Source organism: Thalassospira sp. CH_XMU1448-2, assembly GCF_037027285.1.
Taxonomy (GTDB): Bacteria; Pseudomonadota; Alphaproteobacteria; order Rhodospirillales; family Thalassospiraceae; genus Thalassospira; species Thalassospira profundimaris_C.
This window is the reverse complement of sequence record NZ_JAYMEA010000001.1, coordinates 1,112,728-1,132,563: the sequence shown is the minus strand read 5'-3', so window position 1 is coordinate 1,132,563 and position 19,836 is coordinate 1,112,728. Positions and strand designations below refer to the sequence as shown.

20 protein-coding genes are annotated in these 19,836 nt (G+C 56.0%); 10 read left to right on the top strand and 10 right to left on the bottom strand.

The window, feature by feature from the left end; translation table 11 throughout:
- Positions 1–33 precede the first annotated feature (33 nt).
- Both WA318_RS05135 and gloB read left to right on the top strand, forming a co-directional pair.
- The gene (locus WA318_RS05135) at positions 34–954 is read left to right on the top strand and encodes a LysR substrate-binding domain-containing protein (protein ID WP_114097959.1); all 921 of its coding nucleotides are present in this window, start codon (positions 34–36) and stop codon (positions 952–954) included.
- Between the two features lie 162 nt (positions 955–1,116).
- Positions 1,117–1,887 (top strand): hydroxyacylglutathione hydrolase, encoded by a 771-nt coding sequence (gloB, locus tag WA318_RS05130; RefSeq protein ID WP_336080185.1) that lies wholly within the window; start codon positions 1,117–1,119, stop codon positions 1,885–1,887.
- Between the two features lie 10 nt (positions 1,888–1,897).
- Here gloB and WA318_RS05125 read toward each other — a convergent pair whose 3' ends face one another.
- Positions 1,898–3,145 (bottom strand): ROK family transcriptional regulator, encoded by a 1,248-nt coding sequence (locus WA318_RS05125; RefSeq protein ID WP_336080184.1) that lies wholly within the window; start codon positions 3,143–3,145, stop codon positions 1,898–1,900.
- Positions 3,146–3,371: 226 nt separating this feature from the next.
- Here WA318_RS05125 and WA318_RS05120 point away from each other — a divergent pair, with 226 nt between their 5' ends.
- The 4 genes from WA318_RS05120 (at position 3,372) to WA318_RS05105 (ending at position 7,131) form a co-directional block, all read left to right on the top strand.
- Positions 3,372–4,400, top strand: a complete 1,029-nt coding sequence (locus tag WA318_RS05120; RefSeq protein WP_336080183.1) for a sugar ABC transporter substrate-binding protein — start codon at positions 3,372–3,374, stop codon at positions 4,398–4,400.
- A 173-nt stretch (positions 4,401–4,573) separates the two neighbouring features.
- On the top strand, positions 4,574–5,656 hold the full coding sequence (locus WA318_RS05115) for an ABC transporter permease (RefSeq protein ID WP_114097955.1): 1,083 nt from the start codon (positions 4,574–4,576) through the stop codon (positions 5,654–5,656).
- A complete protein-coding gene (locus WA318_RS05110) occupies positions 5,653–6,447 on the top strand; it encodes an ATP-binding cassette domain-containing protein (protein ID WP_181850215.1) in 795 nt (264 codons plus the stop codon). Before WA318_RS05115 ends, WA318_RS05110 begins: the two co-directional genes overlap by 4 nt.
- 54 nt (positions 6,448–6,501) lie before the next feature.
- On the top strand, positions 6,502–7,131 hold the full coding sequence (locus WA318_RS05105; protein ID WP_336080182.1) for a nucleoside triphosphate hydrolase: 630 nt from the start codon (positions 6,502–6,504) through the stop codon (positions 7,129–7,131).
- Here WA318_RS05105 and WA318_RS05100 read toward each other — a convergent pair.
- Positions 7,118–8,002, bottom strand: a complete 885-nt coding sequence (locus WA318_RS05100; protein WP_114097953.1) for a LysR family transcriptional regulator — start codon at positions 8,000–8,002, stop codon at positions 7,118–7,120. The genes WA318_RS05105 and WA318_RS05100 overlap by 14 nt on opposite strands.
- A gap of 125 nt (positions 8,003–8,127) precedes the next feature.
- Between WA318_RS05100 and WA318_RS05095 the strand changes: the two genes are divergently transcribed.
- Positions 8,128–8,721: a cysteine hydrolase family protein gene (locus WA318_RS05095; protein ID WP_336080181.1), complete on the top strand. Its 594-nt coding sequence runs from the start codon at positions 8,128–8,130 to the stop codon at positions 8,719–8,721.
- A gap of 90 nt (positions 8,722–8,811) precedes the next feature.
- Here WA318_RS05095 and phbB read toward each other — a convergent pair whose 3' ends face one another.
- From phbB to WA318_RS05065, 6 genes are all read right to left on the bottom strand, one after another.
- Positions 8,812–9,534, bottom strand: a complete 723-nt coding sequence (phbB, locus tag WA318_RS05090) for an acetoacetyl-CoA reductase (RefSeq protein ID WP_114097951.1) — start codon at positions 9,532–9,534, stop codon at positions 8,812–8,814.
- 251 nt (positions 9,535–9,785) lie between these two features.
- On the bottom strand, positions 9,786–10,958 hold the full coding sequence (locus WA318_RS05085) for an acetyl-CoA C-acetyltransferase (RefSeq protein WP_336080180.1): 1,173 nt from the start codon (positions 10,956–10,958) through the stop codon (positions 9,786–9,788).
- A gap of 305 nt (positions 10,959–11,263) precedes the next feature.
- Entirely contained in the window at positions 11,264–11,731 is a 468-nt protein-coding gene (locus WA318_RS05080; RefSeq protein ID WP_114097949.1) for a DUF411 domain-containing protein, read from the bottom strand.
- A 21-nt stretch (positions 11,732–11,752) separates the two neighbouring features.
- Complete coding sequence (locus tag WA318_RS05075; RefSeq protein ID WP_336080179.1) at positions 11,753–13,300, bottom strand: multicopper oxidase family protein; 1,548 nt, start codon at positions 13,298–13,300, stop codon at positions 11,753–11,755.
- 108 nt (positions 13,301–13,408) lie between these two features.
- Complete coding sequence (locus tag WA318_RS05070; protein WP_336080178.1) at positions 13,409–13,810, bottom strand: hypothetical protein; 402 nt, start codon at positions 13,808–13,810, stop codon at positions 13,409–13,411.
- A gap of 47 nt (positions 13,811–13,857) precedes the next feature.
- The gene (locus tag WA318_RS05065) at positions 13,858–14,319 is read right to left on the bottom strand and encodes an Lrp/AsnC family transcriptional regulator (protein ID WP_336080177.1); all 462 of its coding nucleotides are present in this window, start codon (positions 14,317–14,319) and stop codon (positions 13,858–13,860) included.
- Between the two features lie 282 nt (positions 14,320–14,601).
- On the opposite strand from WA318_RS05065, the gene WA318_RS05060 reads away from it, so the two are divergent.
- Positions 14,602–15,573, top strand: coding sequence for a nucleoside recognition domain-containing protein (locus tag WA318_RS05060; RefSeq protein ID WP_336080176.1), 972 nt, complete (start codon positions 14,602–14,604; stop codon positions 15,571–15,573).
- 25 nt (positions 15,574–15,598) lie between these two features.
- Here the strand turns inward: WA318_RS05060 and WA318_RS05055 are convergent, their stop codons facing one another.
- Together WA318_RS05055 and WA318_RS05050 are read right to left on the bottom strand one after the other, a co-directional pair.
- Entirely contained in the window at positions 15,599–16,789 is a 1,191-nt protein-coding gene (locus WA318_RS05055; protein WP_258548680.1) for an alpha/beta fold hydrolase, read from the bottom strand.
- Complete coding sequence (locus WA318_RS05050) at positions 16,680–17,537, bottom strand: hypothetical protein (protein WP_336080175.1); 858 nt, start codon at positions 17,535–17,537, stop codon at positions 16,680–16,682. Before WA318_RS05050 ends, WA318_RS05055 begins: the two co-directional genes overlap by 110 nt.
- Positions 17,538–17,851: 314 nt before the next feature.
- On the opposite strand from WA318_RS05050, the gene phaR reads away from it, so the two are divergent.
- Positions 17,852–18,472 (top strand): polyhydroxyalkanoate synthesis repressor PhaR, encoded by a 621-nt coding sequence (gene phaR, locus WA318_RS05045; RefSeq protein WP_114097939.1) that lies wholly within the window; start codon positions 17,852–17,854, stop codon positions 18,470–18,472.
- 849 nt (positions 18,473–19,321) lie between these two features.
- On the top strand, positions 19,322–19,717 hold the full coding sequence (locus WA318_RS05040) for a helix-turn-helix domain-containing protein (RefSeq protein ID WP_114097937.1): 396 nt from the start codon (positions 19,322–19,324) through the stop codon (positions 19,715–19,717).
- Positions 19,718–19,836: the final 119 nt, after the last annotated feature.

Below are 19,836 nucleotides of genomic sequence, written 5' to 3'. Positions count from 1 at the left end.
GTAGACATATCGTCCACAAATGAAGACTATGAAATGCTGAACCTCAATGATCTGTATGTTTTTGTACATGTTGTGGACCATGGAGGGTTTGCCGCTGCCGCGCGTCAGATTGACTTACCCAAGTCGACGCTCAGCAAGCGGGTGGCGGAACTTGAAAAGACCTTGGGTGTACGTTTAATTCACCGTACTTCGAGAAGCTTTGTGCCTACCGAGATCGGGCGAGATTTTTACCGGCATGCCGCCGCTATGCTTATCGAAGCTGAAGCAGCCGAGAATTTGGTCAAGGGTCGCCTTGCCGAACCCAGCGGCTTGGTACGCATTACTTGTTCAGTGCCCACAGCACAAATTTCGCTGGCGAACCTTCTTCCGACGGTGGCTCAAACTTATCCGAAGGTTGAACTGGAATTACACACTACTGACCGATTCGTCGATATCATACAGGAAGGGTTTGATATCGCGGTGCGTGATCACTTCCGACCGCTACCAGACTCTGATTTGGTACAGAGAACGATTGGGTCCGACCCCGTTTATCTGGTCGCGGCACCAAGCTACCTGGAAGAGTATGGTGTTCCTGCAAATCCAGAAGACATCTCTGATCACAAGGGTTTGCTGATATCGCGTACGGCCGAAAAATGGACGCTGGCAAACGAAAAGGGGGACGTCGTCGAAGTCCAACCAATAAGAAACTTTGCTGCTGATGAATCAACCGTGCTGTTGCGAACCGCCAGTGCCGGATTGGGCATCACCTGTTTGCCGCAAAAAGTTTGCCAGAAAGAGCTGGACCGAGGCGAACTGATACGGATACTCCCCGAGTGGAACGCAGGAAAAGTACTTACAACCTTACTGATCCCTCATCGTCGGGGCCAACTACCGTCTGTGCGTGCCGTGTGCGATATACTCGCCGAGCAGGTTAATTTGAGGTCACTTCGGCCAACCTCCCCATTGCCTTTCTGATGTCGGCTTCTTTGGCGCATTGAGTATCGTCATCGCAATGCCGTTCATGTTTTGCCCCGCAGCGTAAGCAATTGCGCGTTTCTAATCGTTCGATGATTGTTTCAGGACAGTGGTTGCTGCTAGTCTTGATCCAACACAGCAATTCCAGTTTCGAGGTACGCCATGGCCGCGGGCGAAGTGATCGTCATTCCGTGTCTTTCAGACAATTACACCTATCTTGTGCGCTGTCATTACAGCGAAGTGACCGCCGTGATTGATCCGGGCGAAGCAGCGCCGGTGATTGCTGCCCTTGAGGAAAAGGGATGGAACCTTGATCTGGTGATCAACACCCATCACCACCACGACCATATTGGCGGCAATGCCGAACTGATTGAAAAATATGGTGCCAAGCTTTTGGGACCGGCGGCGGAAACCGCACGCATCCCCAATATGGATGAAACCTGTGCCGAAGGTGATCAGGTCCTGATTGGCGATCTTGAAGGTCGGGTCTTTGATGTACCGGGTCATACCAGCGGACATATCGCGTTCTATTTCCCGGCGGTCACCGCCCTGTTTTCCGGTGACAGTCTTTTTGCACTTGGATGCGGACGGTTGTTTGAAGGAACGCCTGCGCAGATGTGGGAATCGCTTTGCAAGTTCCGCAATCTTCCGGCCAGCACGCAGATCTATTGCGGACATGAATATACCCAGTCCAATGCGCGCTTTGCCAAAACTATTGAGCCCGACAACCCGATCCTGATTGCACGCTGTCAGGATATTGATGGGCTTCGCGCGCGTAATTTGCCGACCATTCCGTCGCGACTGGATGTCGAACTTGCGACCAACCCGTTCCTGCGCGCTGACGAGCCGACCGTTGCCGAAAATCTTGGCATGAGCGGCCAGAGCCCGGTGGAAATCTTTGCCGAGATTCGCAAGCGCAAGGATAATTTCTAGGGATCAGGCCTTATTGCATCTGTTTGAACAGAACATTCTGATCAAGCAGATAGCGCGAGAACAAAGGCAGGCTTGCCGCCCCGATGGCGCGGGCGGCACTGCCGACCTGGCCCTGTTCGATATGGGGGCGTTCGATCCCCTGAAGATCAAGGTCATTGGTTGCAGCCCGCGTCGCAGCCACAATGCGCGCGCACACGTCGGCGGGGAAACCGCCATCGACAATGACGGCTTCGAAATCAATTACCGAACAGACCGAGGTAATGGCAATCGCCAGACTGCGCGCAGTATGATTGATCCAGATATCAAGCGTGTCGCCAAGCGTGTTCCAGTAGTCGGGATCACGCCACAGCATGGCCGGGTCACGACCATCACGGGTCAGCATTTCTTCAAGTACAAAGATCGATGCCTGATCGATCAGCTGGCTTGGATGGCCGCTGCGTGATGAGACCGGCATCGAGCCAAAGGCCCCCGCATTCCCGGTCCGCCCGGCATAAAGCGCCTGATTAAGCACCACACCACCGCCGATGAATGACCCGATGAAGAAATAGGCGAAATCGGAATAGTTCGGGCCAAGGCCAAAGACCAGTTCCGCACCGCAGGCCGCAGTTGCATCATTTTGCTGAAAGACCGGAAATGGCAGGATGGCACCGATGGTTTCGATCAGATCGACCTCGCGCCAGGCATTCATATCCTCGACCGGGGCACCGACTTCATCCACCCAGTTCCACAGCTCAAAGGGTGCGGCAATGCCGATTCCGGCAATACGGTTGTGCTGATCGGCGCTGAGACCGGCGGCAATCTGATTGACCGAGTCCCGGACGAACTGGCGAATACCGTCGGGTGTCGGGTATTTATAGGCTTCGTTGAGCGATGCGCGCACCGTGCCAACAAAATCAAGCAGGATCAGTTCCGCACTGCGTCGCCCGATTTTCAAACCATAGGAAAAGACGCCATCGGGATTAAGGGCCATCGGCACTTTGGGTTTACCGACCTTTCCACGCACCGGGATGCCGCGTTTGAGCAAACCGTCCTTTTCAAGGGCGCGCATGATCACGGAAACCGTTTGCGCCGAAAGCCCCGAAAGCCTTGCGATATCGGCCTTTGACAGACCGGCATTCCGGCGCACCAGCGACAGCACAAGGCGTTCGTTATAGGCGCGCACACGCAACTGATTGGCCCCGCCGCCCGGATGCAACGGTCGGGCCGCCTGATCTTCCGCCCCTGTTTGGTCGGGGCTGGTCGATATGGTGTCCGTCATTTATTCCTCCCACTCGGACCATTTAATGCCCGATTGCAATCAAGAGTGACAGGAATAATTAATAAATCAATCGGATTTATTAATTGACAGCCCATCGCGTTTGGTGTGTGCTTAGCCCCAGACAGGTTGAAGGCCCCGACCCAGAATGCGCGCCACGATCTGTTGGAAAACAAATATTGCTGGTCAAAATGACCGATTAGTCAGGTTAATCCCTGGGAGGAAACACATGAAAAAAGCACTTCTTGGCGCAACCCTTGGTGCGCTTGCACTTGGCCTTGCGGCAGCACCGAATGCGGCAAAAGCAGATGAAATCGGCGCCTGCCTGATCACCAAAACCGATATCAACCCGTTCTTTGTGAAGATGAAAGAAGGGGCATCGGCCAAGGCCAAGGAACTTGGTATCAATCTTTCGACCTATGCCGGGAAAATTGACGGCGACCATGAAACCCAGGTGCAGGCCATCGAGTCCTGCATTGCATCGGGCGCCAAGGGCATTCTTCTGACGGCATCCGATACCAAGGCAATTGTTCCGGTTGTCAAAAAGGCCCGCGATGCGGGGCTTATCGTGATCGCACTGGATACCCCGCTTGAGCCGATTGATGCCGCTGACGCGACATTTGCCACCGACAACTTCAAGGCGGGCGAACTGATTGGTCAGTGGGCTGCTGCCAAGCTCGGCGACAAGGCGGCTGACGCCAAGATCGCCCTTCTTGATCTTACGCCGAGTGCACCGTCGGTTGACGTTTTGCGCGATCAGGGCTTCATGAAAGGCTTCGGGATCGACATCAAGGACCCCAACAAGATTGGGGACGAGGATGACGACCGGATTGTCGGACATGATGTCACCAACGGCAACGAGGAAGGTGGTCGCAAGGCGATGGAAAACCTGATGCAGCGCGATTCCGAGATCAATGTTGTCTATACCATCAACGAACCGGCGGCCGCTGGTGCCTATGAGGCGCTCAAGGCATTTGGCATGGAAGAAGGTGTTCTGATCGTGTCGGTCGATGGCGGTTGCCCGGGTGTGGCCAACGTCAAGGATGGCGTGATTGGCGCGACTTCGCAGCAATATCCGCTTTTGATGGCGTCCAAAGGCATCGAGGCCATCAAGGCCTGGGCTGACAGCGGTGAAAAACCGAAAAACACCGAAGGCCTGAACTTCTATGACACCGGCGTGAACCTTGTAACCGATCAGCCTGCGAACGGCGTTCCGTCGATCAGTGTTGCCGAAGGTACCGATCGCTGCTGGGGCTAGGCCCTTTGATGTCGAAGGAGGGCGGCAAGAAACCCGCCCTCCTTGTCCCACTTTAGATTACACTTGGTATGCATCCACGACCAACCGGTCACCAGAACCGGGCGGGTGAGCTTTGAAGATCGTCAGGTTCAATTTGAACACCGGACCTGTTCATACCAAGTCGGGAGGAAGCAATGAGCGACACAGCTCAAACGTCACGCAGTAAACAGGATTTCGAGCATACGCTTGATTCCAGTGACAGTTCTGTAGCCAACTTCGAACATAAACCCCGCAGCCTGTTTGACAATGTGCAGCATTTCCTGCACGGCAATCCGACCATGATCCCGGTGATCGTCCTGATTGCGTCGATCGTGATTTTCGGCTTTGTCGCTGGCAGCAAGTTCTTTTCGCCCTTTAACCTGTCGCTGATCATGCAGCAGGTCTCGATCATCGGCATTCTTGCCGCCGCCCAGAGCCTTGTCATCCTGACAGCGGGCATCGATCTTTCGGTCGGGGCGATCATGGTGCTGATGTCGGTGATTATGGGACAGCTTGCCATTACGCTTGGGGTCCCTGCACCAATCGCCATCATTCTGGGCTGCATCGGGGGAATTCTGGCAGGGGGCCTTAACGGTTTCCTTGTGACCCGGATCAAGCTTCCGCCCTTTATCGTGACCCTTGGCACCTGGAACATTTTCTTTGCGCTCAACCTTTGGCTTTCGGGCGCGCAATCAATCCGCAGCCAGACGCTTGATGAAGTCGCACCACTGTTGAAATTCTTTGGTGAAAGCATCGCACTTGGCGGAGCGCGAATTACCTATGGATCGATCCTGATGCTGGTGATTTTCGGGGTGCTTTGGTACATCCTTAATCACACCAGCTGGGGACGTCATGTCTATGCGATTGGCGATGACAAGGAGGCTGCCGAGCTTTCGGGCATCCGCACCAACCGTACCCTGATCATGGTTTATGGCCTGGCCGGGCTTGTGTGCGGGATCGGGGCATGGGCATCGATCGGTCGTGTTGGTTCTGTCTCGCCGCAAAGTTTCCAGGAAGCCAATCTTCAATCGATTACCGCCGTGGTGATCGGCGGCATCTCGCTGTTTGGCGGGCGCGGATCGATCATCGGCCCGCTGATCGGGGCGCTGATTGTTGGTGTCTTTAACTCCGGCCTGCGTCTGGCAGGTGTGGATGTTCTGTGGCAGGTCTTTGCCATTGGCTGGCTTACGATCATTGCTGTGGCAATTGATCAGTGGATCAGAAAGGTGTCGTCATGAGCAACATGCAAAAACCGGTTCTTAAGGCGCGCGGAATCGTCAAACGTTATGGCCGGGTCACCGCCCTTGATCACGCCGATTTCGATCTTTATCCCGGCGAGATCCTTGCGGTCATCGGGGATAACGGGGCCGGGAAATCATCGCTGATCAAGGCACTGTCCGGGGCAATCACAATTGACGAGGGCAGCATCGAGCTTGATGGCGAACCGATTGGTTTTACATCGCCGATGGAGGCCCGCGAGGCTGGTATCGAGACGGTGTATCAGAACCTTGCGCTGTCCCCTGCCCTGTCGATTGCCGACAATATGTTCATGGGCCGCGAGCTTCGCAAAAAGGGTTTTATGGGCAAGTATTTCGGTGCGCTTGACCACAAGGAAATGCAGCGACTGGCACGTGAAAAGCTTTCCGAACTGGGACTTATGACCATTCAGAATATCAATCAGGCGGTCGAGACCCTTTCGGGTGGGCAGCGTCAGGGGGTTGCGGTTGCCCGTGCGGCGGCGTTCGGATCGCGTGTGGTGATCATGGATGAACCGACCGCGGCCCTTGGGGTCAAGGAAAGCCGCCGTGTGCTTGATCTGATTGCCGATGTGAAGGCACGCGGCATGCCGATTGTCCTGATTTCGCACAACATGCCCCATGTGTTTGAAGTGGCGGACCGCATTCATGTTCATCGTCTGGGCAAGCGGCTTTGCACCATCAAACCTGATGATTACAGCATGTCCGATGCCGTGGCCTTCATGACCGGGGCCAAGGAACCACCCGGGGTCGACACCGAGGCAGCGGCGTAATATCGCTGCCTTTTCCCTGCAAACGTGTTTACCAGACCGAGATCAAAACCCCGGATGACACCCGATATCGACGCACTCGCGGCACAAATCCGCGCTCAACAAACCGGTGACCGGCGCATTCTCGTTGCCATCATCGGGGCACCAGCATCGGGCAAGTCACACTTGTCCGACCGGCTTTATCACCATCTGGGGGGTGATAAAGCCGGTGCTGTTGTCGTGCCGATGGACGGATTTCATTTCGACGATGCGATCCTCAAAGATCGGGGACTTCTGGCGCGTAAAGGTGCCCCCGATACCTTTGATGTCGGGGGATTGAAACGCGTCCTTCTGGCCCTTCGCGACCAGGAAGATGAAGAAATCTATGTTCCGGTCTTTGATCGGGAACTGGAAATCTCGCGCGGGTCGGCACGGGTCATTTCACAACACCACCGCATCATTCTGGTTGAGGGCAATTATCTTTTGCTTGATCAGGCACCGTGGGATCAGTTGGGCCCGCTTTTTGATCTGTCGATCTATCTTGATGTGCCCGAAAGCACCTTGCGCGAACGCCTGATTGGGCGCTGGCAGGGATTTGGCTTTGAAATGGATGCGGCCATCACCAAGGCCGAAACCAATGATCTTCCCAATGCGCGGACAGTGATCACCTCAAGCAAAGCAGCCGATATCACCCTTACAAACGGGTAATAAACTGCCCGTCAAGCAGGACACCGCCCAGCCAGTCGGCCACCGTGCGCACATGGGGCAGATGGCGTTTGTCCTGATGGGTGAGAAGCCAGACCTCGCGACCGGTCGGGTGATAGCCATCAAGACGGATCAGCCCGTCAATCCGGTCCCCCACACATCTTGGCAGCAACGCACAACAGGCATGACCGGTCATCATTGACACCATGATCGATCCGCGGTTGGCAAAACCCAGCGTGATGCGGTTCGGGAAATGATCGGCAAGCCATTTCTGTTCGGGCTTGTCAGAGAAAAACTCGTCAAGGTCAATCCATGGCAATGCACCCGGATCGAGACCATCAGACGGCAACCCGTCCGGATTGCAATAGATGCCATATTCAAGATGGCCCAGCCTGCGGATATGAAAGGCGCCGCTATCGGGGCGCGCCAGACGGATCGCAATATCGGTTTCACGTTGCGGCAGGCTGAGATTACGGTTTGCACCAATCAGCTCCAGCGCGATACCCGGAAAACGGTGATGCAAATCGGCGATATGCGGGGCGACGCAATCTTGCAAGATCGCATCAACCCCGGTCACCCGAACAATCCCGGCAATCAATTGCGGGTCGTTTTCGGTGGCGGGTTCGCGTTTCAGCAAATCCGAGACGGTGTCTTGCATCTGCCGGGCGGTTTGCAACAGGCCTTGCGCCCGCGCGGTCGGCGTAAGCACACGGCCATCGCGGTGCAGAACCGCATAACCCACCCATTCTTCAAGCCGGGCGATCCGGCGCGCCACCGTTGTCTGGTTCACACCAAGTTCGCGGGCAGCGGCACTCATATTCCCGGTCTGACAGACATGGGCAAAGGTCCGCAATCCTTCCCAGTCAAGTGACATCACATGGCCCCGCCAATACTCATTACCTGCATTTTTGCAGATTATAATCGAATTAATGCCGATGGATAATGCAAATTCGCAGGACCATGATGGGGCATCACAGTTTTTGACAAAGGATCTGACCGATGACAGCCCAATCAATTTTTGACATTGCCGGTGCGCAGCTTCCGACCGGATCACCGAAGGATGCCGCCCTGATCGTGATTGATGCCCAGGAAGAATATCGCGATGGCAAATTGAAGCTTTCGGCACTTGCCGGGGCCCTTGCCAATATTCAGGAAATTTTGGCCCATTGGCGTGCTCGGGGTGGCACCGTCATTCACGTTCAGCATCATGCAACCGGTCTGTTTGATCCAAGCGGGCCTTATGCCGCGATCATGCCCGAAGTTGCCCCGCAAGACGGCGAAACCATCCTGACCAAATCGGTGCCAAGCTCGTTTGGCGGCACCGAACTTGATGCGTTGCTTCAGGATGGCGGTTTCAAGCAGGTGGTGATCACGGGCTTCATGACCCATGTCTGTGTCTCGACCACGGCCCGGGTGGCCGACGAAAAGGGATATGCGGTTACGGTGGTATCAGACGCCACCGCCACCCGCGACCTTCCCGATGCGATCAGCGGCAAGACCGTTCTGGCAGCAGACCTTCATCGTCATGAACTGACAATGCTTGCCGATACCTTTGCCAAGATCGTCTCGACCAAGGATGTGCTGGGCGCATAAACCCGTCGCGGAATTTTCCGGCCTTGATGCCTAAAAGAAAACGCCCCGCAGATGCTGCGGGGCGTTTTTGACCGGTGATCGGAAAACCGGTCAGAACATATGCTGTCCGCCATTGATCGACAGGCAGGAGCCGGTAATGAAGCCGGAATTGGGGCCGCACAGATACAGAATGGCTTGTGCGATTTCATCGGCCTCGCCCAGTCGTCCGACCGGGATTTTGGCGATGATGCTTTCAAGAACCTTTTCGGGCACCGCTGCGACCATGTCGGTATTGATATAGCCCGGCGCGATGGTATTGACCGTGATGCCCTTGCGCGCGACTTCCTGGGCGAGCGCCTTGGTAAAGCCGTGCACACCGGCCTTGGCCGCCGAATAGTTGGTCTGACCCAGTTGACCGGCCTGACCGTTGATCGAGGAAATATTGATCACCCGGCCAAAGCCACGCGCCCGCATGCCTTCCAGAACCGGCTTGGTCATGTAGAACAGCGAGCTGAGATTGGTGTCGATCACCGCCGCCCATTGTTCGGTTTCCATTTTATGCATGAAACCGTCGCGGGTGATGCCGGCATTATTGATCAGGATATCAATCGGGCCGACTTCGGCTTCGACCCTGGCGATGCCAGCCGCACAGCCATCGGGGTCCGCGACACTCCATTTATAAGCCGCAATACCGGTTTCTTCGGTAAAGACCTTTGCGGCCTCCTCGTTGCCAGCATAGTTCGCAACAACGGTATAGCCCGCATCCTTGAGCGACAGGCTGATTGCCTTGCCAATTCCGCGTGTTCCACCGGTTACCAGTGCTGTTTTTGTCATGGTCGCCTCCCTAAACTTCGTTCATCAAGCCTGTCTTCATAACGAGGTCCGTAGTTTGCCCTTCTACGACGCACGTAACTTTAATCCATAAATGACCTTATATATGTAATTTTATTACTTCTCCATGATCTAAATCAGCCAGTTGTTTTAGTCTTTCGTCGCAGTGCAAAATGACCTGCGCATATGCAAACGGGGCCTTCCACATTCAAGTGGACGCCCCGCGCAGTAGAAAATTCAGTCAGAAGCTTGCATTAGCGCTCGACGCACAATGCAACCCCCATACCGCCACCGATGCAGAGCGTCGCGAGACCTTTTTTCGCATCGCGTTTCTGCATTTCATAAAGCAGCGTGGTGAAGACGCGTGCGCCCGATGCACCGATCGGATGGCCCAGCGCAATCGCGCCGCCATTAACGTTGACCTTGCTGGTATCCCAGCCCATGTCGCGGTTGACGGCAATTGCCTGGGCGGCAAAGGCTTCGTTGGCTTCGATCAGATCAAGATCGGCTGCCGACCAGCCCGCTTTTTCAAGCGCCTTTTTCGACGCCGGAATCGGACCCGAGCCCATGATTGCCGGATCGACACCGACCGTTGCCCAGCTTTTGATCGTCGCAAGCGGGGTCAGGCCACGCTTGGCGGCTTCTGCTGCGGACATGACGACAAGGGCAGCAGCCCCGTCATTGATGCCCGATGCGTTGCCAGCAGTTACCGTGCCTTCCTTGTCAAAGGCCGGGCGGAGTTTTGCCATGCCTTCGAGCGAGGCACCGTGACGCGGATATTCGTCAGCATCAAAGACGATATCGCCCTTGCGGCTGGCAATGGTCACGGCAGCGATTTCGTCGTTGAAGCGACCGGATTTCTGGGCGGCTTCGGCCTTGTTCTGGGAAGCAGTGGCGAATTCATCCTGTTCCTCGCGGGAGATGCCCCACTTGGCAGCAATATTTTCGGCCGTGTTGCCCATGTGATAGCCGTTAAAGGCGCACCACAGACCGTCCTTGATCATGCTGTCGATGAATTTGACATCGCCCATTTTGTGACCGGCACGCAGATGTGCGACATGGGTCGAAAGCGACATGTTTTCCTGACCACCGGCGACGACGATATTGGCATCCCCTGTCATGATCTGCTGGGCGGCAAGTGCGACCGTGCGCAGGCCCGACCCGCAAACCTGATTGATCAGGAAAGCCGTGGCGCGGTCGGAAATTCCGGCACCGATGGCTGCCTGACGGGCGGGGTTCTGCCCCTGGCCACCTGTAAGAACCTGACCCAGGATGACTTCGTCAACCGCGTCCCCTTCAACGCCTGCGCGTTCCAGTGCAGCCTTGATGGCAACAGCACCCAGATCATGCGCCGGCGTCCCCGCCAGCGTGCCACTGAATGCGCCGATTGGTGTACGTGCTGCACCCACAATTACGACGTCGGTCATGAAACCCTCCGATTATTCCTGATTACGTTTCCCCGGACCGGGCAACGATCTTTTTGCTGTGCCCAGACATGGTCCTTGGAAGGATACTATCGCACTGCAACAATTTTCCAAGCTTTGATGCTTACCACTTTCGGACAGTCATCACCGACCGCCACCCAAAGATGACATAGCCCATGCCCTTTGCATAACCTGTGATTAAGAGTGTGTGCCTAATACCTGAAATTCGCAAGGGGGTGGCGGGTATTTGTCACAATTTGGCAAGGCCGGGTTCGCTATGCTTTCCCGGCCCTGCATCGGTCAGGATGTTATCTTAGCTCATAGATTTCGGCCTTGCCGTTCTTCAGACTGTAAATTTCAAACGGGGCTTCTTTGGCACCGCCCATGCCAGGCGATCCCATCGGCATGCCCGGCAGGGTAAGTGCGGTAATCGCCGGGCGTTCTTCGAGCATCCGCAAAATGGATTCCACCGGAACATGGCCGCTTACGGCATAGCCATCAATCATTGTCAGATGACAGCCCTGCATGTCTTCGGGGATGCCGATCATGGTCGCCATGTCATAGACATTTTCATCGTTGGTGATCGTGACATCAAAGCCATGTTCGCGAAGATATTCGCCATGCATGGTGCAACAGCCGCAATTGGGGTTCTTGATAATTCTGGCCTCGATGCCTTCTGCATGGGCGGAAAAGGATGGCAGGGCCACCGCACTTGCGAGTGCCACGGCGAATGCACCAAGCGTGCGGACCATGTGATTTTTCATAGATTTCTGCATTTTATCTCTCCTCGGAGATGATCAAAGAACGCGGATGACACCGGACATGCCACCGACCTTGTGTTCGAGAATGTGACAATGGATCAGCCAGTCACCGGGATTATCGGCGACAAAGGCAATCTCGACCCGGTCGCCCGGTTCGATCAGCACGGTATCAAGCCATGGCTGATGGCGTACCGGCGCGTCATTGCGCGCAAGCAGCCGGAAGGCATGACCATGCAAGTGGATCGGATGAAGCCATGCGGTTGCATTCATCAGGGTAAGATGGCAGGTCTGACCGCGCGTGAGCGTCACAAGCGGTCCGTTGCCATCACGGTCGGGATCGCGCCCGTTCACCGCCCAGATATTGCCCGCCCCGAACATCGAACGCATCATGTTGGCCATGCCGCCCATGCCGGACCCGGCAGCAGACTCCATGCCCATCGCACTGAGCTTTTCCGGGGTGATGTGACCGGATCTGATCATTTGGCTCAGGATCATATCGCCCATCATGCCGCCACTATAGATCAGGTCATGTTTGACGGCATGACCAAGATCGGGCTCGGGCAAGGAATTGGGCTTAAGCGCCAGATCCCCGTCCGGGGCGTGATCGCGCAGTGGCGTACCGGAAGGCACAAGACGGGCGATCGCGTTTTCCATCCCGTCATAAAAACGGTCCGTGACCGCAAAGGATGGCTTGCCCGAAACCGGAATATCGATCACCAGATCAAACCGCATGCCCGGCCCCAGCAACAGCAACGGCGTGTCGTTGCGATGCGGGGTCACTGGATGGCCATCCATGGCAATCACTATCGGGGCCAGTTCATCAAAATCCAGCGCAAAGATACGGCCATTTGCCGCATTCAACAGACGCAGACGGATGCGTTCTCCCGGTCGTACCGGCACATCTCCGGCCGTACCCATTGGCGCCACACCATTGACGGTCACCACATTGCCGATCCGCCCGGCATGACCGACATCATGCATGGCATTAAAACCGTCATCGATTGCAGCGCTTTCGTTCAGTCGCCAGTCATCCAGCATCCAGACAAGTTCCCGATCCACAGGCAGCGGGTCGGCCTCCTCGACGATCAGGGCACCGTAAAGACCACGGCCAAGCTGTTCGGTCGTGTTGGCATGCGGGTGATACCAATAGGTGCCCGCATCAGGCAGATCGAAAACATAGTCAAAGCTGTCGCCGGGTTTGACGGCGGCTTGTGTCAGGCCGGGCACACCATCCATGGCGTTGGGAACCCTGATCCCGTGCCAGTGAATGGTGGTTTCTTGCGCAAGGGCATTTTCCAGCCGGGCATGAAGGCGCTGCCCCTGACGCACACGGATTTCCGGACCGGGCACGATGCCGTTATAGGCCCAGACAGCGGTCTGGTAGGCCGGGTCGGGCACAAGGCTTGCCTGTGCGGCACCGGGACGCAGCAGCATATTGACCGCCCCACCCGCATTTTCAGATGCGCCCGCACGGCCAATCACGGATGCCATGGACAGACCACCGGCCGCAACAACCCCAAGGGTCGCCGCCCCGCCCAACAGGAAATCCCGCCGGGTGGCAGAGAAGGAAGATTTGAAAGTCATCAGACAATCTTTCCAAAATCAGATTTATTGACTGCCGATCCGCCCATGTTCCGGGGCAGTATACGGCACCAAATTACGCCTGCTGCCCGTCAGGGCAGGCAGGTAAAATCAGGAAAGATATCTGGGAGGCGACGGGTCGGGTACATGCGACAGGCCGGTCGCGCTATCAAGGGCAGGCAAAATCACCCGTGTGCTCGCAGGCAGCACAATCGCGTCCACCCCGACCGTATGAGGCATCACAACAATCGCGCACAGAAACTGGCAGGATGCAATCGCCCCTGACATGTTGCTACAATCGGTGCACTCATTTGCGGCGCGCATCCCTTTTTCATTCCGGGTGTCATGTCGCGGATCAAGAGTGTCCGGGGCCACAGAGGCGATATCAAAGGAAGCCGCAGCCCCGGTCATATTCCCGGTCATTGCCACCGCCATATCCCCAACGCGCAAAACCGCACTGCTGGTGAAAACCAGCAGGGATAAGGTTATGATGATGCGCAAAAGGTTTTTCATGATCCCCAAGCAGTAGCCACTTGATCGCCGCACGTCCATGATTTTGATCAAGGCGCGATGGTAACATCATCCTTGAGCGTTTCGGTGACGATATAGGTGCGATACCAGACGATATTGTCATCAGCGTCAAAAAGCGTTTCACAGAGTGCTGTATATTCGGCCATGTCGCGCATATGCAAAACCAGAACGCCCGTGACTTCCCCGGTGACCAGATAGCATTGCTGGACAGCGGCAAGGCTTTTGACCTTGGTGATGAAGTCCTTGCGGTAGTGGTTCCCGTGCCGGTGAAATTCAAGATTGATCACCGCGGTCAGGGGACGCCCGATATGGGCCGGATCGACCACAGCCACGGTTTTACGGATCACCCCGTTTTCGCGCAGCTTGGCGACGCGGCGCAAAGCAGCCGAGGGGGAAAGGCCGATCTTTTCGGCCAGTTCCGTATTGGGGATATCTGCATTTTCCTGCAACTGGCGCAGGATTTTCAGATCAATCTGGTCCAGTTCGGCCATCGCCACACAACTCCAAAGCGTCATTTCATGAAACAACGCTGCCACATTGCGCCTGTTTGCGCAAATTCGCCGTCCGCAAACGAATGGGAAATGGCATGATCACGCTGATCGAACCACCCTCGCCCACCAGCGAAATGTCGACAAGCCGATAGACACAAGCCAATAGACAATCGGGTTCATTTGCCCCACAGATGCCCGATGTCTTTTGACCGCCCCACCGCGCCAATGCCAAAGGCACTGGTGCCAATTGCCTGATGGATAGACCACCCGATGACACGCGCCATGCAACGTTATGTTTTTGATCTGATCAATCGCAGCCAGCAGCTTTTTGTCACCCTGGTGAAGGTCATGCTGCCGGTGATGATCATTGTCCGCATTGCCGAGGAATTTGGCGCGATTGAAGTGGCGTCCGATCTTTTGACCCCGGTCATGGCGTTGATCGGACTGCCGCCAGAAGCCGGGATCATCTGGGCGACCTGTGCGCTGGTCAGTATGTATGGGGCGGTTGGCGCATTCATCGGGCTTTCGGCCCATCTTGATATGACCGCCGCACAGCTGAGCGCACTTTGCGCCATGATGCTGTTTGCCCACGGGCTTCCGGTCGAACAGGCGATTGTCAAACGTGCCGGTGCCAGCCTGATTGCCACCACCGCCCTTCGGGTCGGGGCGGCCATCGGGTATGGCGCGCTGGTGACATGGGTCAGCAATATGACTGGCTGGCTGTCCGAACCGGTTGATTTTTCATGGATGGCAGGCAGCGACGTGGCCCAAGCCGCTACCGGCCTTGCTGGATGGGGTGACTGGGTCGTTCAGACCATCAAATCACTGATTGTCAGCTTTGTGGTGATTACCGGGCTTCTGGTTGTGCTTGATGTCATGAAGGTCACCGGCCTGACCGACAAATTCACCCTTGCCCTGTCGCCGATCCTTCGCGTTTCGGGCCTGTCGCGTGAAGTTGCACCGGTCACGACCATTGGCGTGTTGCTGGGGCTGACATTTGGCGGGGCGCTGATCATTGATGATGCGCGCAAGAACAATTACCCGCCGCGCACACTTTTCCTGTCGCTGAGCTGGTTGTCGCTGTCGCATTCCCTGATCGAGGATACGGCGATCATGCTGGCCCTTGGCGCGGACATCTGGGTGGTGCTGGTCGGGCGGGTGATCCTGACATTGATCATCATCGCCCTTCTGGCCCGCCTGACCATCCGGTGGGATCGCAAATCCGATGAACTGGTGACAGATACACCGGGGTGATTGTGTCCCCGGGTTGAGGCAGCGATCATGGCCCGGCGAGCCATTTTGTCACCGGTTCCCATGTTGATTTTTCCGCGCGCGAGCCGACCATCATGCCGATGTGACCGGCCGATGGATGAAGCTCGGTCCGCAATTCTTCCGGGAAGACATCAAACAGCGCCTGCGCACTTTCGGGCGGAACGATGCGGTCATTTTCCGGAATGACTGCCAGCACCGGACAGGACAAATCCGCCGGGTTAATATCGATCCCGTCAATCTGCCATTCGCCCTTGGCCGGTTTGTTTTCCACATACCAGCCGATCAGGCAATCAATCGACACCCGGCGTGTTAAGGGCACGCCATCATTCAGCCAGTCTTCAAGGGCGACGAAGTCTTGAGCCTTGGCCGAAGCGGATGCCATTTTTTCGAAGCGGCGGAACTTTTCGCCAATCATGAAGGGATCAAGGCTGGCAAACAGGCTTTGCAGCACATCGACCGGCAGGGTGTCGTGAATGGCCAGCATATGGGGAAGCGACGGCGCAAAGGCCGCAGCAATACGCGACTGGGTCGGCCCGGCGGCCATGAAGTCCCATGGTGTTGCCAGCAGGACAAGTTTTGACACCTGTGCCGGGTCCAGAAGCGTTGCTGCCAATGCCAGAACCCCGCCCATGCAATAGCCGACCAGCGGCACCGGGCCGCCATTCATGTCAGCGACATCCTGAAGGATGGTGACCAGACGGGCGGCGATATAATCATCAAGGCCAAAATTGGCCTCGTCCATGCCGGGATAGCCCCACTCGACCAGAAGCGGCCGATAGCCACATTTGGCAAGATAGCGGGCAAAGCTGCGCTTTTCATTGAGATCAAGGATATAGCCGCGATTAACCAGCGACGGGACCAGAAGGACAATCTTGCCCGGTTTCTGATCCTTTTTCGGGGTCAGCCCGCCATAATCATAAACGCAGGTCGATCCGTCTTCCCAGATGACGGGGATGTCCTTGCGCACGTCATCCCGCGGCCGTTGATAGGGATGGCGTTGATAGGCCCGCACGCCGTCATGAAACCCGGCATGCCGGTCAAAGGCGACACGATCAAGCGCCTGGGCAATGTCATCGGGATGGAAGGCCTCAATCTCGTTCAGGAGGCTTTCCGCCTGTTCCTTCAGTTCCGGCTTCCAGGGCAGCAATTGTTTCAGAAAGATCGGCAATGCGGCGCGCGAGCTGAGCCAGCTCGTCATCTCGACTGCCATGTGCATCGGAAGCGGCCTTGGCCCCGCCCGCTTCTTGCTTTGTCTTTTTGGTGGAAGCGGCTTTTGTCTCAGTGGACTGATCATTCTTCCCCTGCCCCTTTGCAGCATTTTTTGCAGCGCGCGTCTTTTTCGCGCCTTTGGTCGATGGCGCTTCACCGGCACTGTCAGCATCTGTACTGGCAGCGTTCGCTGGCGGTGTTGCGGACGGTGTTGCAGACGGGGCATTGCCCTTATCGCTTCCTGCCCCGGTCATGCCTTTCATACCGGTCATGCCTGCCATCGCTGCCATATTGGGCGGGAACGGCATGGCACCCGGGAACGGTTGGGTTGGCAGGTCGCGCGCAGCCTTTGCCATCTGATCCATCATCGCCATCAGCGGATTGGCATTGCCCATCGCCCCGGCAAACGGATTGTCAGCCCCCATCGCGCCCATACCAGCATTCGCCGCACCAGCGTTGAACGTACCGGCATTGACCGGCTGGCCCATGGCCATCTGCCCGATCAGCTTGCCCCAGGCTTCGAACCCTTCGCCCATGCGCGTGGTATCGGCACCGAGCGATGCATAAAGACGCCCGATGGCACTTGCCGCATCGGCGCCATCGGCGGTCGCGGCGACCTGTTCACGCCACAGGGCGAGAAAACGGGTGGCGAGCTGTTCGAGTATTTCATCATCGGGTGATGATGGCGGCCCGTCACTTCGGTCCGGGCTGTCGGGGTGATCCGGGTCGGTGGTCATTGGCGACACCTTTTTTGTTCCCTGATGAGAAGCCTTTGTATCAGGAAATACTATAGATCGTTACCCGGCGGGGGAAAGGAAATCCCGTGCTGCGCAGCAACAAACCGTATCGCAAGTTGTTTTTCGCACCGCACTTCGCGTTGAATACTGGACACATTGGAAAAATCGCGGCACTCTTGTCGTCTTCTGAGCGAATGCAAAATCGAAAATGCTGCGCAACATCGTAAATTGTGCACACGCAAATCAGGCGAAATACATCGCCAAACAAGTTCGCCAGACGAACGTCCGGGAAACAGGGAAGCAGGAAAAACGCCATGACCACCAAGAAATCAGATGATCAGGACCGCATCGTAATCAAGAAATATGCGAACCGTCGCCTCTATAACACCGCGACCAGTTCCTATGTGACGCTTGATCACCTTTCCCAGATGGTCAAGGACAATACCGACTTTGTGGTTTATGACGCCAAATCGGGCGAGGACATTACCCGTCCGGTTCTGACCCAGATCATCGTCGAGGAAGAGAACAAGGGGCAGAACCTTTTGCCGATCAGCTTCCTGCGTCAATTGATCGGGTTCTATGGCGACAGCCTTCAGGGGCTTGTGCCAAGCTATCTTGAACAGGCGATGCGCGCCTTTGGCCACAATCAGGAACAGATGCGCGAATATATGCAGGGCACCATGCAGGGCATTTTCCCGTTTGGCCAGTTCGAGGAAATGAACAAGCAGAACATCGCGCTGTTTGAACAGACCATGAAGATGTTCTCGCCGTTCCTGCAGGAAAATGAAAATGGCGGCCAGCCAGGTGCGACACCGACCAAGCCGGCAGCCCCGGCAAGCGCGCAGTCCGATGCATCGCTCAATGAGCTGAAAAGCCAGCTTGAAGCCATGCAGGCGCAGCTTAACAGCCTGGCGGGTGGCAAAACCGACAAATAAGATCTGATCAGACCGATCACGGAATTTCCAAGGGCGGGGTTGCCAAAGGCACCTCGCCTTTTTTGTTGCCTGCATCCCGATATCAAGGGGCGTTGCCAACGCCCCTGATCGCGCGGTTGTTCTTCACGCTGTGCCAACCGCAGGGTCGCCAGGATGTGACTCGACCCAACCGCCAATACGGCACCAATCCTGCATAAACTTTTTGTTAACCCTTTTAACCCGCCCGGCAGCGCCGCAAGGCGGCAATTTTTGCCGGGTATAGACCGGAAACGCATGGAGTCCCGAACAAGACAGGCAGTTTTTAACCCCGAACGCTAAAATGACATGACCGCGATCACTCCGATACCCATGCAACCGGCCCGCAGGAATCCGTCTGCGAGTACCGGAACGGATGGTCCTGCCGGGATCGGACACCAACAACTTGCGCGCATTTCGCCTGTCAGGGAAATCACGCAGAATGGTGGCGCGTGGCTGCAACCCCATGATCTTGTGGGCAGTGCAGCATTCTGGACCCAGCTTTTGGGGCAACTTTTACCTCAGGAAAACCTTTTGCAACCGCCGGTCATTCAGGAAATGCATGCCAGCTATGCACGGCACTCCAAACCATACAGCGTAGAAACCAACGTCTTTTTTTCGCCTTCTGCACTAGACAAAGACAGCTCAATTGACCTATATAGCTAGCTTCTGGCGGATTGCTGTAAAGATTATCTGACCAAAGTTCAGATACGGGTCATCAAATCGCAGTGCTAATTTGGTGCTGCGACGGGGTGGTCATTGGGCATAAATCAAACAAGCTCAACAGCATCCAAAGTGGGGATCTATAACTGGCGGTTGATAACGGATTATAAAATGACTGAGATTGCTGAACTCGAAGAACCGAAGCGCGCAAACCGTGCTACTGACACTGATCGTTATGTTGGTCAGCGTATTCGTGAACGTCGCATCATGCTGGGCCTTTCCCAGCAGCAGATGGCCGACCTGATCGGCGTCACCTACCAGCAGGCCCACAAGTATGAGCGCGGTATCAACCGTATCTCTGCCGGTCGTCTGTATGAAATCTCCCAGGTCCTGGGTGTTCCGGTCAGCTACTTCTACGAAGGCCTTGATGGCAATCAGGAAACCGAGCTTAACGCACGTCAGCGCATGTGCCTTGAGCTGGCGCGCAACTTCGCGAGCATCAAGCATGAAAAACATCAGGAAGCCCTGAGCCAGATGGCTCGTGCTCTTGCTGATCAGGCTGCCTGAGTTCGTTCCGAACTTCAGTGCCACCGTTAAAAAGGCTGCCCCTGTAAAAGCGGGCGGCCTTTTTTTATGGCTGCCTGACCAAGACAAACCCGGGCATAAAAAAAGGGGACGCAAACGCA

What these genes read in the sequence shown, in the direction of transcription:
- WA318_RS05115 (WP_114097955.1), top strand. Translation starts at nt 4,574, where the DNA reads ATGAGCGACACAGCTCAAACGTCACGCAGTAAACAGGATTTCGAGCAT.
- WA318_RS05135 (WP_114097959.1), top strand. Translation starts at nt 34, where the DNA reads ATGCTGAACCTCAATGATCTGTATGTTTTTGTACATGTTGTGGACCAT.
- phaR (WP_114097939.1), top strand. Translation starts at nt 17,852, where the DNA reads ATGACCACCAAGAAATCAGATGATCAGGACCGCATCGTAATCAAGAAA.
- WA318_RS05075 (WP_336080179.1), bottom strand. Translation starts at nt 13,300, where the DNA reads ATGACTTTCAAATCTTCCTTCTCTGCCACCCGGCGGGATTTCCTGTTG.
- WA318_RS05105 (WP_336080182.1), top strand. Translation starts at nt 6,502, where the DNA reads ATGACACCCGATATCGACGCACTCGCGGCACAAATCCGCGCTCAACAA.
- phbB (WP_114097951.1), bottom strand. Translation starts at nt 9,534, where the DNA reads ATGACAAAAACAGCACTGGTAACCGGTGGAACACGCGGAATTGGCAAG.
- WA318_RS05085 (WP_336080180.1), bottom strand. Translation starts at nt 10,958, where the DNA reads ATGACCGACGTCGTAATTGTGGGTGCAGCACGTACACCAATCGGCGCA.
- WA318_RS05100 (WP_114097953.1), bottom strand. Translation starts at nt 8,002, where the DNA reads ATGTCACTTGACTGGGAAGGATTGCGGACCTTTGCCCATGTCTGTCAG.
- WA318_RS05110 (WP_181850215.1), top strand. Translation starts at nt 5,653, where the DNA reads ATGAGCAACATGCAAAAACCGGTTCTTAAGGCGCGCGGAATCGTCAAA.
- WA318_RS05040 (WP_114097937.1), top strand. Translation starts at nt 19,322, where the DNA reads ATGACTGAGATTGCTGAACTCGAAGAACCGAAGCGCGCAAACCGTGCT.
- WA318_RS05055 (WP_258548680.1), bottom strand. Translation starts at nt 16,789, where the DNA reads ATGACGAGCTGGCTCAGCTCGCGCGCCGCATTGCCGATCTTTCTGAAA.
- WA318_RS05065 (WP_336080177.1), bottom strand. Translation starts at nt 14,319, where the DNA reads ATGGCCGAACTGGACCAGATTGATCTGAAAATCCTGCGCCAGTTGCAG.
- WA318_RS05125 (WP_336080184.1), bottom strand. Translation starts at nt 3,145, where the DNA reads ATGACGGACACCATATCGACCAGCCCCGACCAAACAGGGGCGGAAGAT.
- WA318_RS05095 (WP_336080181.1), top strand. Translation starts at nt 8,128, where the DNA reads ATGACAGCCCAATCAATTTTTGACATTGCCGGTGCGCAGCTTCCGACC.
- WA318_RS05050 (WP_336080175.1), bottom strand. Translation starts at nt 17,537, where the DNA reads ATGACCACCGACCCGGATCACCCCGACAGCCCGGACCGAAGTGACGGG.
- WA318_RS05120 (WP_336080183.1), top strand. Translation starts at nt 3,372, where the DNA reads ATGAAAAAAGCACTTCTTGGCGCAACCCTTGGTGCGCTTGCACTTGGC.
- WA318_RS05070 (WP_336080178.1), bottom strand. Translation starts at nt 13,810, where the DNA reads ATGAAAAACCTTTTGCGCATCATCATAACCTTATCCCTGCTGGTTTTC.
- WA318_RS05080 (WP_114097949.1), bottom strand. Translation starts at nt 11,731, where the DNA reads ATGCAGAAATCTATGAAAAATCACATGGTCCGCACGCTTGGTGCATTC.
- WA318_RS05060 (WP_336080176.1), top strand. Translation starts at nt 14,602, where the DNA reads ATGCAACGTTATGTTTTTGATCTGATCAATCGCAGCCAGCAGCTTTTT.
- gloB (WP_336080185.1), top strand. Translation starts at nt 1,117, where the DNA reads ATGGCCGCGGGCGAAGTGATCGTCATTCCGTGTCTTTCAGACAATTAC.